The following is a 16961-nucleotide window of genomic DNA, read 5'->3' as shown; positions in this document are numbered from 1 at the left end:
GACCAGACCGATGTCGACCCAGGACGCCGCCGCCCAGCGCAAGATCGTCAACCGGCTCAAGCGTGCCCGTGGGCAGCTCGACGCCCTCATCACCGCCGTCGAGGACGGCAAGAGCTGCCGCGACGTCGTCACCCAGCTCTCCGCCGTCGCCAGCGCGCTCGACAAGGCCGGCTACGCCGTCGTCGCGAACGCGATGCAGGAGTGCCTCGTCGACCCCGACCACACCACCGAGGACGGGCTCACGCCCGCCGAGCTCGAGAAGCTCTTCCTCACCCTCGCCTGACCACCCCCACACCCCGCCTGAGAAGGAGAACGACCCATGTGCTTCCCCGCCACCTGCTCCACCTGCGGCAAGACCACCTGGAGCGGCTGCGGCCAGCACGTCGCCGACGTGCGCCGCTCCGTGCCCGCGTCCCAGTGGTGCGACGGGCACGACGACGCACCGAACGCCGGCGGGAGCTTCTTCTCGCGCCTCTTCAACCGCTGAGTCCCGGCACCCGATTGCCTGACGCCGTGGCGCGCGCCAGGCTCGGAGGGTGCGCCTGACACCGGCCGGCCTCGGTCGCGCCACCCTGGCCCGCCAGCTCCTGCTGGAGCGGGCGGACCTGACCGTGCCGGACGCCGTCCACCGGGTCGGCGCGCTGCAGGCCCAGGAGCCCGCCGCGCCGTACGTCGCGCTGTGGAACCGGGTCGCCGCGTTCCGCCCGGCCGACCTGGACGACGCCTACGCCACCGGCGCGGTGGTGCGGGCCTCCCTGCTGCGGATCACCCTGCACGCCGTCCACCGCGACGACTGGGCGCCGTTCCACCGGGCGATGACCCACCCGTTGCGGGGGTCGCGCCTGAACGACCGTCGGTTCGCCCCGGCCCGCCTCACGCCCGCCGAGGCGAACGGCGTCCGCGACGCGCTGCTCGCCTTCGTGGACCGGCCCCGCACCCAGGACGAGATCCTCGCCGAGCTCACCCGGCTCCTGGACGCCGAACGGGCTCCGGCCACCTGGTTCGCCCTGCGGACCCTGGCCCCGCTGCACCACGTGCCGACCGGCCCGCCCTGGTCGTACTCGCCCCGGGACCGCGTGTACCGCGCCGGCGCCTCCACGGCCGCCGACGAGCCGCCACCCGGCGACGACCCCGCCGTCGTGCACCTGCTGCGCCGCTACCTCGCCGCCTTCGGCCCCGCCACGGAGCGGGACTTCGCGCAGTTCACGATGCTGCGCAAGCCCTGGACGGGGCCCGCGGTCGAGACCCTGCGGCCGGAGCTCGTGGAGATCACCGGATCCGACGGCGGCACGCTGCTCGACCTGCCCGACGCCCCGCGACCACCGGCGGACACCCCCGCTCCCCCGCGCCTGCTGGGCATGTGGGACAGCGTCCTGCTGGCGCACGCCGACCGCTCCCGGGTGCTGCCCGAGGCGCTGCGCGGCCACGCGATCCGCCGCAACGGCGACACGCTCGCGACCGTACTGGTGGACGGGCGCGTCGTCGGGTTCTGGCGGGCGACGGACGACGGCATCGACGCCGCCGTCGTCGAGCCGCTGCCCGACGCCGCGTGGCGAGAGCTGGCCGCGGAGGCGGCGCTGCTGGTGGACCTGCTCGCCGACCGTGAGCCGGCGGTGTTCCGCCGCTACCGGCGGTGGTGGGACCGGCTGCCCACGGCCGAGGTGCGGCGCCTGGCGGACCGCCACGACGCTGCCGAGTGAGCCGCCTCGAGCGACGTCGGCGACACGACCTCGGCCTGACTCCTCAGCCCCGGGGCGGCACCGTCGATCCCCGCACGACGAGGCTCGTGGCGAGCTCGGTGCGCAGCGTGTGCCCGCTCCCGCTGCGCGCCCGGTGCACGAGGTCGACGGCGGTGGCCCCCATCTCGGCCAGCGGCTGTCGGACGGTCGTCAGCGGCGGGTCGATCCACGGCGCCACCGGCAGGTCGTCGAAGCCGACCAGCGAGACGTCGTCGGGCACCGTCAGGCTCCGCTCGCGCAGAGCGTGCAGGGCGCCCAGCGCGGTGTCGTCGCTGCTGGCGAAGATCGCGGTGGGCGGGTCGGTGAGCTCCAGGAGGCGCTGCACGCCGTCGTACCCGGCCGTGACGCCGTACGAGCCGGCGACCACGAGGTCGTCGTCCACCTCGACCCGAGCCTGCAGCATCGCCGCGCGGTAGCCGGCCAGGCGCGCGATGGCGTTGTCCTGCTCGAGGGCACCGGTGATGGTGGCGATCCGCCGGTGGCCGAGGGACAGCAGGTGGGCGGTGGCCTCCAGGCCGCCCTGGAAGTTGGTCGCGCTGACCGAGAGCATGCCCTCGGGCGGACGCTGCCGGGGGTCGACGACGACCAGCGGCGTGCCGGACTCCGCCAGCGCCTGGCGGGCCTCGGCGTCCGGCACGGCGACGACGCTCACCAGGCCGTCGGTCCCCCGGTCCAGGGCGTGACGCACCCAGGCGCTGCAGTCGTCCGGATCGGGTTCGACGGCGAGCACCGCGTCGAGCCCGAGCCGGCGCGCCCCGGCGACCGCGCCGCGCACGACGGCCTCGGACCAGGTGCCTTCCAGGTCGACGATCCGCACGTCGATCATGCCGGTCGCCCGCCGACGCCGCGGCCGGACGGCGTAGCCGTGCCGGCGCAGGACGGCGGTGACGCGCTCACGGGTCGCCACGGCCACGTCCGTGCGCGAGTTGAGGACCTTGGACACCGTCGGCACGGACACGCCGGCCTCGCGCGCCACGACCGCGAGCGGCACCTCGGGTTGTTCCGCCGCCACGACCCCTCCTTTGCTGATCGTTTCCGAAATAGAGATGCTACAGCAAACCGCATGATCCCGTTGACAGTCCGGGGTTCCGGCTCTATTGTCTCGAGGCGATTTCGAGATCGTGTTTCGAAATTTCGACGGATCGACAAGGGAGTGACCGTGAACAGCACATCGCGCCGCGCCGCAGCGGCGACCGCCTCGACACTCGTCCTCACGCTGAGCCTGACGGCCTGCGGACGGGACGACGCCGGCACCGGCTCGGGCGGGTCCGACGCCGCCGACGAGCCGGGCACCCAGATCTCCGAGGGCCCCGCGTCCGGGACCGTGGAGGTCTGGGCCATGGGCACCGAGGGTGAGCTCCTGCCCGAGCTCGCCGCGCAGTTCGAGGACGACAACCCCGACGTGACCGTCGAGGTCACGCCCGTGCCCTGGGAGTCCGCCGTCCAGAAGATCAACACCGCGATGGCGACGGGCGAGGTCCCGGACGTCCTGCAGGCCGGCACCACGCTGATGAGCGGGTTCGTCGAGCTGGGCGGGCTCGCCCCGACGCCCGACAGCATCGACTCCGAGGCCTTCTTCCCGGGCGCCTGGGACACCACCGTGGTCGACGGCACCTCCTACGGCGTGCCCTGGTACGTCGAGACGCGGGTCCTGTACTACCGCACCGACCTCGCCGAGCAGGCCGGCGTCGACGAGCCGCAGAGCTGGGACGAGCTCACCGCGTTCGCCGCCGGGATGCAGGACGCCGGCGCCGAGCACGGCATCGCCCTGCAGACCAACGGTGACGGCACCGCGCTCATGTACTTCCCGTTCTTCTGGCAGGCCGGTGGCGAGATCATGTCCGACGACGGCACGGAGTTCACGCTCGACGGCGACGCCCAGGTGGCGGCCCTCGACTACTACTCCTCCTTCATGGCCGACGGGCTGGCCCCGCAGACCCTCGTCGAGGACGAGAAGGTCCAGGACTTCATCGACGGCGACCTCGGAGCCTTCGTGTCGGGGCCGTGGGAGCGCGCGAACCTGCTCACCACCGCGGGTGAGGACTTCGCGGACAAGTTCGCCGTCACCGCACTGCCGCCCGAGGAGCAGGACGCCTCGTTCATCGGCGGCTCCAACCTCGCCGTCACCGCCGAGGCCGCCAACCCGGACGCCGCGTGGAAGTTCGTCGAGTTCGCCACCGACCCCGCCGTCCAGGTCGACTGGTTCGAGATCTCGAACGACCTCCCCGCCGTCCAGGCCTCCTGGGACGACGAAGCCCTGGCCGGGGACGAGTCGCTCGCCGTCTACGGCGAGGCACTCGAGACCGCCCGGTCGACGCCGGCGCTGCCCACCTGGTCCGAGATCGAGCACGAGCTGAACCTCGTCGTCGAGCAGGTGATCAACGGGCAGCTCGAGCCCGAGGAGGCGGCCCGGCAGATGCAGGACGCCGCCGACTCCGTCGGCACGGGGCTGGGCTGAGCCGTGGCGCTGCGCACCGACGCGCCGCCGGTGAACGGCGGCCCCGCGACGCGGGGCCGCCGCCCGGAGGGCGCCCGACGACGACGCCGCGGCTACGCGGCGTGGGGCTTCGCCCTGCCGTTCACCGTCCTGTTCGCCGTCTTCATGATCCTGCCGGTGGGCGCCTCGCTGTACATGGCGTTCACCGACATGCGCGGCGCCGACCTGCGCTCGCCGCTGGCGGTGAACTTCGTCGGCCTCGACAACTTCGTCACGGCCGTCACCGACCCGCAGTTCCAGCAGGCCGCCGGCAACACCGTGTACTTCGTCGGGGTGGCGATGCCCCTCACCCTCGGCATCGCGCTGCTGCTCGCCGCGCTGCTCAACTCCGGGCTCACCTGGTTCCGCTCGGTGTTCCGCGTCGGGTTCTACGCCCCGGTCGTGACCTCGATCGTCGCGGTCGCCGTCGTCTGGCGCTTCCTGCTGCAGCCCGACTTCGGGCTGGTCAACACCGTGCTCGGGTTCGTCGGGATCGACGGTCCGGACTGGCTCACCGACCCCACCTGGGCGATGCCGTCGCTCATCATGCTCGCCGTCTGGCGCAACGTGGGGTTCTCCATGGTGATCCTGCTCGCCGGGCTGCAGGGCATCCCGAAGGACCTGTACGAGGCGGCCGCCCTGGACGGTGCCGGACCGGTGCGCACCTTCCGCTCCGTCACCGTGCCCCTCCTGCGCCCCACCCTGCTGTTCTGTGCCGTCATGGCCGGCATCGCCTACCTGCAGTTCTTCGAGGAGCCGTTCGTCATGACCCAGGGCGGCCCGCTCGGAGCCACCAACTCGGTGGCGTACGAGATCTACAACCAGTTCGGGTTCGGCGACTACGGACTGTCCGCCGCGATGAGCTACCTGCTGTTCGTCGCCATCGCGATCCTGTCCTTCCTCCAGTTCCGCCTGCTGCGGCCCAAGAACTGACCGGGCAGCGAGAGGAGCACCCGTGACCACCACACCCCTGCCCCCGGCGACGACCAGCGCCGCACCGGCGGAGCTGCCCGCACCAGCCCGCGGCGATCGCCGTCGTCGGTTCGGCCCGCGCGCCCTGCTGCTCAACGGCGCCCTGCTCGTCGGGCTCGTCGCCTCGCTCGGCCCGCTCGTCTGGATGGTCCTGTCCTCGGTCAAGCCCGAGGGCGAGATCCGTCAGTTCCCACCGACCCTCGTCCCCCAGGACGTGACGCTCGAGAACTACACGGCGCTGTTCGACCGGATGAACTTCCCGCAGTTCTTCCTGAACTCCGTGATCGTGGCGCTCGCCGTCACCGTCGGCGCGGTGCTGTTCAGCGCCATGGTCGGCTACGCCCTGGCCAAGATCGACTTCCCCGGGCGCAAGGCGCTGTTCCTGCTCATCATGGCCACGCTCATGGTGCCCGGGACCATCACCTTCGTGCCGCTGTTCGTCCTGGTGGCGAACCTCGACCTGATCAACACCTACGCGGCGCTCATCCTGCCGTTCCTGGCCGCGCCCTTCGGCGTGTTCCTGATGCGCCAGTTCATGCTGGACATCCCCGACGAGCTGCTCGACGCCGCACGGGTCGACGGTGCCGGGGAGTTCCGGACCTTCTTCCGCATCGTCCTGCCGCAGACGGGGCCGGCCCTGGCCACGCTGGGGATCCTGACCTTCCTCGGGTCGTGGAACAACTTCCTGTGGCCGCTCGTGGCCGTGCAGTCCGCCGACATGTACACGCTGCCCGTCGCGCTCGCCCTGTACTCCACCGGCCAGAACACCGTCCAGTACGGCCTGCTGCTCGCCGGGGCCACCGTCATCGTGACGCCGATCCTCGTCGTCTTCCTCGTGCTGCAGCGCCGCATCATCCAGGGCATTGCCACCACCGGCATCAAGTAGCCCCGCCCATCCGCTCGACCCCGCAAGGAGCCACCCCGTGACCGACGCGACCACGCTGCCCACCGCACCCGACTTCCTCTGGGGCGCATCCACCGCCGCCCACCAGATCGAGGGCGGCAACGTCAACAGCGACTGGTGGGCCAAGGAGCACCAGCCCGGCAGCCTGTGCGCCGAGAGCTCCGGCGACGCCGTCGACAGCTACCACCGCTACGGCGAGGACATCGCGCTGCTGGCCGACGCCGGGCTCAACGCCTACCGCTTCTCCGTGGAGTGGGCGCGCATCGAACCCGCCGAGGGCGAGGTCTCCCGCGCCCAGCTCGACCACTACCGCCGCATGATCGACACCTGCCTGGCCGCCGGCGTCACACCGATCGTCACGTTGCTGCACTTCACGCTGCCGCGCTGGTTCGCCGAGCGCGGAGGATGGCTGGCACCCGACGCCGTCGACACCTACACCCGGTACGTCGAGACCGTCGCGCCGATCCTCGACGACGTCGAGCGGGTCGTGACCATCAACGAACCCAACATCACCTCGATGATGCTCGGCGCCAGCCGCCGGACGAATCTCGACGCCGCCGGCCTCGCCGCACCCGACCAGCAGGCCTCGGAGGTCCAGGCCTCCGCGCACCGCCGGGCCGTGGAGATCATGCACGGCCTGGGCCACGTGCGTGCCGGCTGGTCGATCGCCAACCAGGTCTTCCAGGCCGCGCCCGGAGCCGAGGAGGCCCGCGACGCCTACGCCTGGCCGCGCGAGGACTTCTTCCTCGAGGTCGCCCGCGACGACGACTTCGTCGGCGTGCAGAGCTACCTGCGCACCATCATCGGCACCGACGGCGAACCCGTCCCGTTCGGCGACGACGTCGAGAAGACGCTGACCGGCTGGGAGTACTACCCCCAGGCCCTCGGCGAGGCGCTCGAGTACTCCCACCGGATCACCGGCGGCGTGCCGATGCTCGTCACCGAGAACGGCATGGCGACCGACGACGACGCCCGCCGCATCGACTACACCCGCGACGCGCTCGCCGGCATGGGACGGGCCATGGCCCGCGGCTGCAGCGTCGAGGGATACCTGCACTGGTCGCTGCTCGACAACTACGAGTGGATGAGCGGCTTCCGCCCGACCTTCGGGCTGATCGCCGTCGACCGGAGCACGTTCGTGCGCACCCCCAAGCCGAGCCTCGCCTGGCTCGGGAAGGTGGCACGGACGGGCAGCCTCCCGACCACCTGACAGGGGGCCGGGAGAGGGGTGCCGCCACCCGACCGGGTGGCGGCACCCGCACGTTTCGCACGACGACGACGTTGAGGAGACGACCCATGACCAGACGCCGCACCCTCGTGGCCGCGCTCGCGGCCACCGGCGTGGCCCTCGCCGGGATGCCCGCGAGCGCCGCCGACGACCGACCGACCCCGCCCCGCGGCGCACCGCCCGGACTGCTGCAGCACTGGGCCGAGGACACCTGGACCTCGTTCGAGGCCCTCGTGGTGGACTCCACGGGCCTGCCGGACGACAACATCGGCGGGGACCTGAGCGCCGAGAGCCGGGGCGGGTACACCTCGCCGACCAACATCGGCGCCTACCTGTGGAGCACGGTGGTCGCCCGGGACACCGGGATCATCGGCGCGGACGAGGCCCGCGAGCGCATGGCGACCACGCTGGACACCGTCGCCGAGCTGGAGAAGCACGACGCCAGCGGCATGTTCTACAACTGGTACGACCCGGCCACGGGTGCGAAGCTCGACGCGCTCGGCGAGGACGACCCGGTGGAGCCGTTCCTGTCCAGCGTCGACAACGGGTGGCTGGCCACGGGTCTGCTGCTCGCCGCCAACGCCGAGCCCTCGCTGGCGGACGAGGCGGACGCGATCCGGTCCGAGATGGACTTCGGCTGCTTCTACGACCCGGACGTCAACCAGATCCGCGGCGGGTTCTGGGACACCGACCAGGACGACCCGAACCTGCCCACCGACGACTACTGCGGCATGGGCACCGACGTCTGGTACACCGGGCACCACTACGGCGCGTTCAACACCGAGCCGCGCATCGCGTCCTACCTCGGGATCGCCGAGGGGCAGATCCCGGCCGAGCACTACTTCGGGCCGGTGCGGACCTTCGCGCCGACGTGCGACTGGTCCTGGACGGAGACCAAGGCGTCCGGCGAGTGGCAGACCTACCTGGGCGTCGACGTCTTCGAGGGGACGCTCCCCTACCGCGGCATGGACATCGTGCCGACCTGGGGAGGCAGCATGTTCGAGGCGCTCATGGTGCCGCTGTTCGTCCCCGAGGAGGAGTGGGGCCCCGACTCCTGGGCCGTCAACCACCCGCTGTACGTCCAGGGGCAGATCGAGCACGGTCTCGAGGAGGCCGACTACGGCTACTGGGGCTTCTCGCCGTCGAACGACCCCGCCGGGGGCTACCGCGAGTACGGCGTCGACCAGCTCGGCATGGACGGCCCCGGCTACACCTCCGACCAGGAGCGCACCTCCGTGGACCAGCCGTACGAGGGCTGCCGGGAGGGCTCCGACGCCCCCACCCAGTACGGCGACGGCGTGGTCACCCCGCACGCCTCGTTCCTGGCGATGCGGTACGCGCCGCAGGAGGCCGTCAAGAACCTGCGCAACATCGCACGGGACTTCGACGCCTACGGCCCGGGCGGCTTCTACGACGCCGTCGCGGTGCGCTCCGGGCAGGTCTCCGAGCGCTACCTCGCCCTCGACCAGGGCATGATCATGGCGGCGCTCGGCAATGCGCTCGCGGACGACGCGATGCGTGACTACGTCGCCGACGGCGCCGTGGAGGACTCGCTGCGCCCGCTGATGGAGATGGAGGAGTTCGGCTCCTCCGGCCGGGAGGCGTCGCACGCCGAGTGACGTCGCATCCGGCTGAGGGGCGGGTCCCGGAGGTGCGCCTCCCGGGACCCGCCCCGGCCGACGCCAGCAGGTGGGCGGGAAAGCCCCGCCCACCCCGACGAAGGAGGAGCACCGTGCTCGCCACGACCCCGGATCCGGACCACGAGGGTCCGACGTCGCCGCAGGGAGACCTGGCGGACCGCCTCGACCGGACGGTGCTCTACCAGATCTACCCGCAGAGCTTCGCGGACGCCGACGGCGACGGCATCGGCGACCTGCGCGGCATCGCCGAGCGGCTCGACTACCTGGCGTGGCTCGGGGTCGACGCGATCTGGCTCAGCCCCTGCTTCGTCTCCCCGTTCGCCGACGCCGGCTACGACGTGGCCGACTTCCTGCGCATCGCGCCGCGGTACGGCACCAACGCCGACCTGGAGCACCTCACCGAGCAGGCGGCCCGGCGCGGGATCGCGGTCCTGCTCGATCTCGTCGCCGGCCACACCTCGGACCAGCACCCCTGGTTCCGCGCCGCGATCGACGACCCGGACGACGACCGGTACGTGTGGAGCGACGTTCCCGTCGAGGGCTTCGAACCCGGTCCGGGGCGGCGCGGCGGGTACTACCGGCCCAACTTCTTCCCCGTGCAGCCCGCCCTCAACTACGGGTACGCGCGCCTCGACCCGGCCGAGCCTTGGCGGCAGCCGGTGGACGCCCCGGGGCCGCGCGTCAACCGGGCCGCGCTGCGCGAGATCATGGCGTTCTGGTTCGACCGCGGTGTCGCCGGGTTCCGTGTCGACATGGCCGCCTCCCTCGTCAAGGACGACCCCGGGCTCGTCGAGACCCGGCGGCTGTGGCAGGAGATGCGCTCCTGGCTGGACCGCACCTACCCCGGCCGGGTCCTCGTCAGCGAGTGGGGCGACCCCGAGGTCTCCGTCCCGGCCGGCTTCCACGCCGACTTCCTGCTGCAGTTCGGCGGGGACGACGACGGCCTGCCGCTGCGTTCGCTGTGGAACAACGGCGCCGGCACCACCCAGCCCACCTGGGGCGACGTGCCCGCCTGGGCCGACGCCGAGGCCCGCGGCGACGCCGCGACGTTCGTGCGCGCGTGGACCGCGGCGACCGCAGCGATCGCCGCCGCGGGACGCGGCGGCGTCGTCGGGCTGCCGACGTCGAACCACGACTTCACACGACTCGTCGCCGGCCCGCGGGACGCCGAGCAGGCGCGCGCCGCCCACGTGCTGGTCATGACCTGGCCCGCGATGCCCTCGGTCTACCAGGGCGACGAGATCGGCATGCGGTACGTGCCCGGCACCCCCACGACGGAGGGGTCCCGGCTCGGCCCGACCTACGACCGGGCGGGGTCGCGCACCCCGATGCAGTGGGGAGATCTGGACGCCGGGCGCTTCGGTCCGGGGACACCCGCGACGTCGTCCTACCTGCCCGTGGACCCGGACCCCGGCCGTCCGACGGTGGCCGACCAGGTCGACGACCCGGACTCGTTGCTGCACCTGGTGCGCGACCTGATCTCGCTGCGGCACCGGGACCGGCGGCTCGACGTCGGTTCACCGCTCGAGGTGCTGGCCACCGGCTACCCGATGGCCTACGTGCGCGGCGGGTCCCTCGCCGTCGTGCTCAACCCCGGTCGGCACCCGGTGGAGCTGCCGCTGCCGGGCGCGGGCGACGCCAGGCTGCTCGTCGGTCGGGGCGTGCGGACCGAGGACGCCGTGGTGGAGCTCGACCCCCACGGCTACGCCGTGCTCGACCTCGGCACAGCCCGCGTCGGCTCAGCGCGGTAGCTGCACAGGAGTGGCAGCCGGGAGCCGCGCGGTCCCCGAGTCACGACGCGGTGGCGCTCAGCGTGGCCACGTCTCGAACATTCACCCGGCCGCCCACTGCCGCCCCGGTTGCGGGACACCGCGGTCCACGCGGTCATGGAGGGACATCGGGCCGGGGGGAGCCGTGTTCGAGCCGCCGCTGATCGGTCGCGACCGGGAGAGAGCAGGCATCGAGGCCGCCCTCTCCTCGGGCGGTTCGGTGCTGCTGTCCGGCCCGCCCGGCGTCGGCAAGACGTACCTCGTGCGCGACGTGCTCCACCGCGGAGGCGTGCACGCCCCGGTCGAACGCGTCCTGGCCACCCCGACGACGTCGGGGCACCCGTTCGGCACGCTCGCACCGCTGGGCCTGATCACGGACGGCGACCCGCTCCCCCAGACCGTGGCCGCCGTGCTGCGCGCCTGGTCCGCACGTCCGGGACTGGTCCTGTGGATCGACGACGTCCAGCACGTCGACGCCACGACGGCGATGCTGGTCCGCACCGCCGTGCTCGCGGGGGTGGTGCGGCTCGCCGCGACCCAGCGGAGCAGCGCCTCGATCCCCGAGGACCTCGAGGCTCTCGTCACCGAGTCCGCCGTCCGCCGCATCACGCTCGACGTGCTCGACGGCGGTTCCACAGCACGGCTGGTCCGGCACTGGGTCGGGCACCGGGAGATCCCGGAGCACCGGCTCGTCGACATCGCGGCGCTGTCGGGGGGCAACCCGCTCTACGTCCGGGAGCTGACCCGGGCCGCGCTCGACGGCGTCGAGGACCTCCGCGACGCACCGGCGCTGGAGGTCCTGGTCGGTCGGGCCTGCCGCGTGCTCGCACCGCGGCTGCGCGAGGTCCTCGAGCTGGTCGCGGCGGCGGAACCCGTGCCGGCCGACCTCCTCGTCCGGTGGCAGGAGGAGATCGTCGCGCTGGAGGCGCTCGGGCTGGTGGACTCGCACGGCCGGACGCTGCGGGTCGACCACCCGCTGCGCCGCGCCTGGCTGCTGCACGCGGCGGAGGCCCGGCATCCCTTGATCTCCGGCACGCTCCTCGACGAGCTCGCCCGTCGGCCCGACGCCGACGTCGCACCGCGGCTGGTCGTCGAGTGGCACGACCGCGCGGCCCGCCCGGTCTCCGCCGCACTGCTCGAGCGCACCGCGCGCCGCGCCGTCGCGCACGGCGACACCGCGACCGCCCACGCCGTCGCCGAACGCCTCGACGGCGAGGTCCGCGAGCTGGTCGAGGCCCAGGCGCTCGCGCTCGAGGGCCGTCTGGACGAGGCCCTGCCGCGGTTGGAGCGGCTCGCGCTGGAGGGGACCTCCGAGCACGTCGCCGCCGCGCACTGGGCGGTGCGCTTCCACGGGGTCGCCCTGGGAGACCTCGAGCGCGCGCACCGGGTGGTCGCGCGTTTCGCCGAGCTGCCGGGCGACGCCGCGCGGACGCTCGTGCTGCGCTCGACGCTCTGGCTGTGGACCTACCGGCCGCTGCCCCCGGACGCCGACCCGCCGGCGCTCGCCGCGGCGATCACCGCGCTGCCGGACGGTTCGCCGGCCGCGACCGAGGCCAAGGCGGGCGTCGCGATCCTGGTGGCCAACACGCTGGGTCCCGACCAGGGCCGTGCGCACCTCCCCGCCCTGGTGCGCTCGGCCGACGCCCTGCCCGTGTCCGAACCGATGCGCACCCAGGTGCCGTTCACCCGCGCCTGGCTGGCGCTGCAGTCGGGCGACGGCGACAGCACGGCGCGATACGCCGCCGAGGCGTTCTCCCTGGCCCGCGCCAGCCACGACGTCGAGCTGATCTCGATGGTCGCGGGCAGCCTGGGACTGCTGGTGACCTGCACGGGCCGCGTCCGCGAGGGCCTGCGGATGTCCGGCACGCCGACGGCCCTCGGCGGGCCCGGACCGTTCCGCTTCGCCGAGCTGCAGCATGCCGTGCACGCGGGGTCGCTGGTCTACCGGGGCGATGTCGCGCCCGCCCGGGAGGCCGTCGCGACCCTCGTGGAGTCCGACGACCCGGGCCCGGACCCGCTCGAGCTCCTCACCTGGCGAGCACGGTGCCTGCTCGCCGACGCCGAGGGGACAGGCGCACCGCCCGGACCGGACGCCGCGACCGTCGTCGGACGCTGCCTCGCCTCCCGACGGTTCGGGTACCTCTCGCTCGTGTACCTCGAGTGCGGGCCGGCCGAGGTCGTACCGCGCACCGTGCACGAGCTGGTGGCCACAGGTCTGCCCGCGGAGATCGGCGGCATCAGCGCCTTGGCGCACGCCGCGGCCGCTGCGCGGGTCACCGACGACGCGCCGGCGTCGGTCGAGGTCGCAGCACGCCTCGAGGCCGGCGGCCTGGTCACGCCGGCGCTGCGCCTCCTCGGAGCCGTGTGCCTCCGTGACGACCTCGACGCCGAGTTGCGTGGTACCGCGCGCGCCGCCGTGCTGCGCCTCCTGCACCGCTGGGACGGCGCCGAACCGTGGTGGCTGCCCGGCATCCCCACACCTCGACAGCGCGAGATCGCCTGGGCCGTGGTCGACGGCGCCGCGCCGGGCGAGGTCGCGGCACGGTTCTCGCTGTCGCGCCGGACCGTGGAGAACCACCTGCAGCACGTCTACGACCACCTCGGGGTGCACCACCGCGACATGCTCGTCGCCACGCTCCGACCGGCGTGAGGACCGCCCGCGACCGCCGTCTACTCATCCGGACCGCTCCGCTACCCGTCGTGACCGGACGACCCCCGGCGGGCACGTCCTCGTGCCTAGCGTGCAGGAGCACCCGGCGTCGTGCCCACGACGGCGCCACGGTCCGCGGAGCGATCCATGGTCCACCCAGCACCACCCACCGGCGACGGCGCCCACCGGCTGCACACGGCCGGCCTGGTGGCCGTGCTGGTCGTGAGTCTCCTCGGTCTGCCCGGGGATGCGGTCACGAGCACCGGACCGGCGTCGCAAGCTTCGGCACCCGCTCCACGACAGGCCCCGGAGGACCGGACGGCGTCCGCACCGGCGGACCCTGAGCCCACACCGCAGCCCACGCCGACCGCCGGACGATGGCTGCCCTGCCCGCGGCCCGCCCAGGCGCTGTCGGCGCTCGAGCACGTGTCCGTGACGACGAGCAGGGCCCTGGTCGCCCGGCACGACGCCCTGGTCGACCTGCTGGCGGACACCGCCTACTGGAGGACGCTCGAGGCGCGTCACCGCGCGCGGGCCGGTCACCCGTCGGCCGGCGACGCCGGCCGGGAGCGGACGGCCCGCACGGCCGGGTTCTGGACGGCGGTCCGCCGCGGGACGTTGCACGCCGACGGCGACCCCCTCGACCGCTATCTCCACGGCAGGGGTGTGGCCGGACCGGACGCGGGCCGGCTGTCCCCGCGCCTGGGGGCGCGATACGCGGCGGTCCACGACGACCTGGAGGCCACGCTGCGCGAAGGGCTCCGGCGCGGGGGCGACCGGACCGACTTCGCCGACGCCGTGGCACTCCGGGACCTGTCGCACCGGGTCGCCGTCGCCGACCGGGTCGCCCGGGTCCGGTCCGTGCTCTCCGTGGACGCCGCGCTCGGGAACCCGACGGCCCTGGGGGACGCCGTCTGCGGGTGGTACCGGGAGGCGCGCAGCTACGCCGACCGCTACGCGGCGACCTGGGCGGGAGGAGCGGATGCCGCGGGGTCGCCGGCAGGAGATCTGATGGCATCGGGCACGCGTCAGGGCGGGTCGTTGACGAACCGGAACCGCACCCGGACGTCGTCCATCGGCACGGCGAAGGTGGAGCCGTGCTCGGTCCAGACCTCCGGCACGAGGAAGAGCACCCCCGACCCCTCGACGAGCAGCCGCAGCCCGCGGTAGCGGTAGGCGGGCTCCCCGGGGTCGCCGTTCTCCAGGCGGGTCTCGGCGATGGTGTCGTCGCCCGTGAACATCCGTTGCGGCGTGTCGAGCACGACGGCGGGCAGCGTGCTCAGGTCGGCGGCCCGCGCCTTGGCGCGGTCGGTCCCCGACCACTGCGCCACCGTGGCGGTGGCCCAGAACACCGCGGCCAGCACCGTCAGGACGAGCAGCAGGACCGCCGCCCTCCCGGGCTCGGGCCCGCCGGCCGTCTGCGTCGCCTCGTGGCCGTGCCCGGTGACCTCGGCGCGGTGGGTCGCCTCGGCGCGGTGCCGGGCCCACGACAGCCCGTAGGCGAGCAGGGCGGCACCGGCGGCGAGGACCAGCGGGGCGACGAGGGGGAACAGCGCCCAGCCGCCCAGTGCCGGGTAGGCCAGCATGAGACCGAGCCCGACGACCAGCACCACGGAACCTCCGACCACGGCCACGCGCACCATGTGTCCGACCACCGGGGACGACGCCCGGGCGGCACGGCGCCGCACGGCCGCGTCGCCCAGCACCAGCAGGGCGCCCACCACGAGCACGAGCAGCATCGGCACGAGCAGCGGCTGCGGGCTGCGCATCACGTAGTCCTGGGTGCCGAAGCCGAGCACGTCGACGTCGACGCCGAAGTACAGGAAGTAGGCCCGCGTCGAGACGTAGCCGAAGTAGAACAGGATGCCGGTGACCAGGGTCGCCGGTGCCACGATCGAGCCGAGCAACGCGCCGACTCGCCCGACCGTGCCGGCGTCGGGGGACGGGGTCACGGCGAGCCCTCCTCGTCCTCCGGCGGGGCACCCTCCGGCTCGTCCGGGTCCTCCGGCTCGTCCGGCACTTCGGGGCCGCTCGGCGCGGTCGCCGGACCGGCCTCGGCCGGCCGGTCGAGCTCCCACCAGAACCCCGGCGTCACGGACGCCCGGTACTCCTCGCACGCCGCGACCTCCGCGCAGTCCAGGCGCACGTCGACGGCGGCACGCACCCGGTCGGCCCCCGGTGGCGGGACGACGGCGATCGCGCAGAGCTGCTGCTCCTGGCTCAGCGTGGTGCCGAGGCACGGCGGGACGTCCTGGCACGCCAGAGCGGGTGTCTCCAGGCCCTCCGGGTCGGTCCGCAGCCCGGTGACCACCAGGTCCACGCCGTCGGGCGGGGCCTGGCCGACGGCGATCGCGCCGCACCAGGCGTCGTCCACGAGGTCGGCCGCCCCGCCGCCCGCCGGGAGCCCGACGATCGTCAGCGTCGGGCCGGCGTCGTCCGGCGGCAGCGGCGGCTCCTCACCGCCTTCGAGCGGCGGTTCACCGGCGACGTCGGGGTCGAGCGGCGCCGAGGTGCCACCGTCGACCGCGGTGTCGGACGGCGCGGGGCTCGCGCCGTCGTCGTCCACCGGTGCGGTGCACCCGGCGACGAGCAGCGCTCCCAGCAGCAGGGCCGTCGCCCCTCCGGTACGTCGTCGCATCCCCCACCTCCGGCAGGTCCTCCACCGGTCGCGCGTGGTCGGGTGGCGTCCCGGCCACGTCGGGCCGTGCGGTCGCTCTTCCTGGCAGGGAGCCGCCGCACCGGCGGGCTGATACGCCCCGAGGATCGGGTCCCCGTCGCGGCGAGCTCAGGCGCCGGCGGCCGGAGCCCCGACGAGCGGCCCGCCGAACGCGGCGGTGACCGCCGCCAGGCGCGTCGTCACCCCGAGCCGTTCGAACGCGTGCTCCAGATGGGTGCGCACGGTCGTGGCGGAGATCGCCAGCGCCTCGCCGATCTCCCGGTTGGACATGCCGAGCTCGACCAGGTGCAGGATCTCCACCTGGCGTTCGGTCAGGCATCCGTCGGGCGGTGGGGGCGGCGCGACGACGGCGGCGAGCACGTCTCGCAGCCACGGCAGCAGGAGCCGGCAGATCGTCAACTCCCGGTCGCCGAACGCCGGGCCCCCCTCCCTGCCGGCCAGCAGGCGCAGCGACTTCCCCGGTCCGTCGGGGTAGCCCAGGATGATCTCGTCGTCGAACGGCAGGTAGTCGAGGCGCACCGGGTGCTGCGCCCAGCGCCGCTGACCGTAGTGCTCCCGGATGCTGGTCACGACGGGCGACCCGGTGCGTTCGATGAGGCTGCACGGTTCCGTCCACCAGTGGTCGACGAGGATCTGGCAACCCTCCGACTCGATGTCGACGTCCCCCAGGTCCTCCGGTCCGGCCACATGTCCGGTTCCGTCGACGACCTCCTGCATGTGCTGGTAGGTGAAGTCCCGCGAGTCCATGGCGTGGAACGCGACGCCCTCGGACCGCAGAAGCATCTCCAGCCGGCGCAGGATCTCGGTGACCACGTCGACCGTCGGTGGATGTCGTCGGGGCTCGGCCAGGTCGAGGATGTCGCGCAGGACCGCGTAGTCGTCGGTGGTGGGGTCGATGTGCGTCAT

14 protein-coding genes are annotated in these 16961 nt (G+C 73.6%); 11 read left to right on the top strand and 3 right to left on the bottom strand.

The window, feature by feature from the left end; all coding sequences use genetic code 11:
- The first annotated feature begins 10 nt into the window (after nt 1-10).
- Genes V5O49_RS09660 through V5O49_RS09650 form a run of 3 tightly spaced genes read left to right on the top strand, consistent with a single transcriptional unit; the run spans nt 11 to nt 1700 of the window.
- Nucleotides 11-283, top strand: coding sequence for a metal-sensitive transcriptional regulator (locus V5O49_RS09660; protein ID WP_278235729.1), 273 nt, complete (start codon nt 11-13; stop codon nt 281-283).
- Between the two features lie 36 nt (nt 284-319).
- Nucleotides 320-487, top strand: a complete 168-nt coding sequence (locus V5O49_RS09655) for a hypothetical protein (protein WP_278235730.1) — start codon at nt 320-322, stop codon at nt 485-487.
- Between the two features lie 49 nt (nt 488-536).
- Nucleotides 537-1700 (top strand): winged helix DNA-binding domain-containing protein, encoded by a 1164-nt coding sequence (locus V5O49_RS09650; RefSeq protein ID WP_332902037.1) that lies wholly within the window; start codon nt 537-539, stop codon nt 1698-1700.
- Nucleotides 1701-1743: 43 nt separating this feature from the next.
- Here V5O49_RS09650 and V5O49_RS09645 read toward each other — a convergent pair whose 3' ends face one another.
- Nucleotides 1744-2751: a LacI family DNA-binding transcriptional regulator gene (locus V5O49_RS09645; RefSeq protein WP_278235732.1), complete on the bottom strand. Its 1008-nt coding sequence runs from the start codon at nt 2749-2751 to the stop codon at nt 1744-1746.
- Nucleotides 2752-2898: 147 nt separating this feature from the next.
- Here V5O49_RS09645 and V5O49_RS09640 point away from each other — a divergent pair, with 147 nt between their 5' ends.
- The 8 genes from V5O49_RS09640 (at nt 2899) to V5O49_RS09605 (ending at nt 14548) form a co-directional block, all read left to right on the top strand.
- Nucleotides 2899-4197, top strand: coding sequence for a sugar ABC transporter substrate-binding protein (locus tag V5O49_RS09640; RefSeq protein ID WP_332902036.1), 1299 nt, complete (start codon nt 2899-2901; stop codon nt 4195-4197).
- Between the two features lie 3 nt (nt 4198-4200).
- Nucleotides 4201-5148, top strand: a complete 948-nt coding sequence (locus tag V5O49_RS09635; protein WP_332902035.1) for a carbohydrate ABC transporter permease — start codon at nt 4201-4203, stop codon at nt 5146-5148.
- Between the two features lie 22 nt (nt 5149-5170).
- Nucleotides 5171-6073 (top strand): carbohydrate ABC transporter permease, encoded by a 903-nt coding sequence (locus tag V5O49_RS09630; RefSeq protein WP_405001160.1) that lies wholly within the window; start codon nt 5171-5173, stop codon nt 6071-6073.
- A 37-nt stretch (nt 6074-6110) separates the two neighbouring features.
- The gene (locus tag V5O49_RS09625) at nt 6111-7301 is read left to right on the top strand and encodes a glycoside hydrolase family 1 protein (protein WP_332902034.1); all 1191 of its coding nucleotides are present in this window, start codon (nt 6111-6113) and stop codon (nt 7299-7301) included.
- Nucleotides 7302-7387: 86 nt separating this feature from the next.
- Complete coding sequence (locus V5O49_RS09620; protein WP_332902033.1) at nt 7388-8938, top strand: glucoamylase family protein; 1551 nt, start codon at nt 7388-7390, stop codon at nt 8936-8938.
- 113 nt (nt 8939-9051) lie between these two features.
- Nucleotides 9052-10710: an alpha-amylase family glycosyl hydrolase gene (locus V5O49_RS09615; RefSeq protein ID WP_332902032.1), complete on the top strand. Its 1659-nt coding sequence runs from the start codon at nt 9052-9054 to the stop codon at nt 10708-10710.
- A 163-nt stretch (nt 10711-10873) separates the two neighbouring features.
- Nucleotides 10874-13378 (top strand): AAA family ATPase, encoded by a 2505-nt coding sequence (locus V5O49_RS09610; RefSeq protein ID WP_332902031.1) that lies wholly within the window; start codon nt 10874-10876, stop codon nt 13376-13378.
- A 147-nt stretch (nt 13379-13525) separates the two neighbouring features.
- Entirely contained in the window at nt 13526-14548 is a 1023-nt protein-coding gene (locus V5O49_RS09605) for a hypothetical protein (protein ID WP_332902030.1), read from the top strand.
- A 778-nt stretch (nt 14549-15326) separates the two neighbouring features.
- On the opposite strand, the gene V5O49_RS09600 is transcribed toward V5O49_RS09605, so the two are convergent.
- Complete coding sequence (locus tag V5O49_RS09600; RefSeq protein WP_332902029.1) at nt 15327-16016, bottom strand: hypothetical protein; 690 nt, start codon at nt 16014-16016, stop codon at nt 15327-15329.
- 147 nt (nt 16017-16163) lie between these two features.
- Nucleotides 16164-16961, bottom strand: a complete 798-nt coding sequence (locus V5O49_RS09595; protein ID WP_332902028.1) for a helix-turn-helix transcriptional regulator — start codon at nt 16959-16961, stop codon at nt 16164-16166.

The sequence above is a fragment of the Isoptericola haloaureus genome, from assembly GCF_036689775.1.
GTDB classification, from domain to species: domain Bacteria; phylum Actinomycetota; class Actinomycetes; order Actinomycetales; family Cellulomonadaceae; genus Isoptericola; species Isoptericola haloaureus.
Note: the sequence above shows the minus strand (reverse complement) of the source record. Positions and strands in the feature narration are given on the sequence as shown.

What these genes read in the sequence shown, in the direction of transcription:
- V5O49_RS09595 (WP_332902028.1), bottom strand. Translation starts at nt 16,961, where the DNA reads ATGACGCACATCGACCCCACCACCGACGACTACGCGGTCCTGCGCGAC.
- V5O49_RS09600 (WP_332902029.1), bottom strand. Translation starts at nt 16,016, where the DNA reads ATGCGACGACGTACCGGAGGGGCGACGGCCCTGCTGCTGGGAGCGCTG.
- V5O49_RS09655 (WP_278235730.1), top strand. Translation starts at nt 320, where the DNA reads ATGTGCTTCCCCGCCACCTGCTCCACCTGCGGCAAGACCACCTGGAGC.
- V5O49_RS09660 (WP_278235729.1), top strand. Translation starts at nt 11, where the DNA reads ATGTCGACCCAGGACGCCGCCGCCCAGCGCAAGATCGTCAACCGGCTC.
- V5O49_RS09605 (WP_332902030.1), top strand. Translation starts at nt 13,526, where the DNA reads ATGGTCCACCCAGCACCACCCACCGGCGACGGCGCCCACCGGCTGCAC.
- V5O49_RS09620 (WP_332902033.1), top strand. Translation starts at nt 7,388, where the DNA reads ATGACCAGACGCCGCACCCTCGTGGCCGCGCTCGCGGCCACCGGCGTG.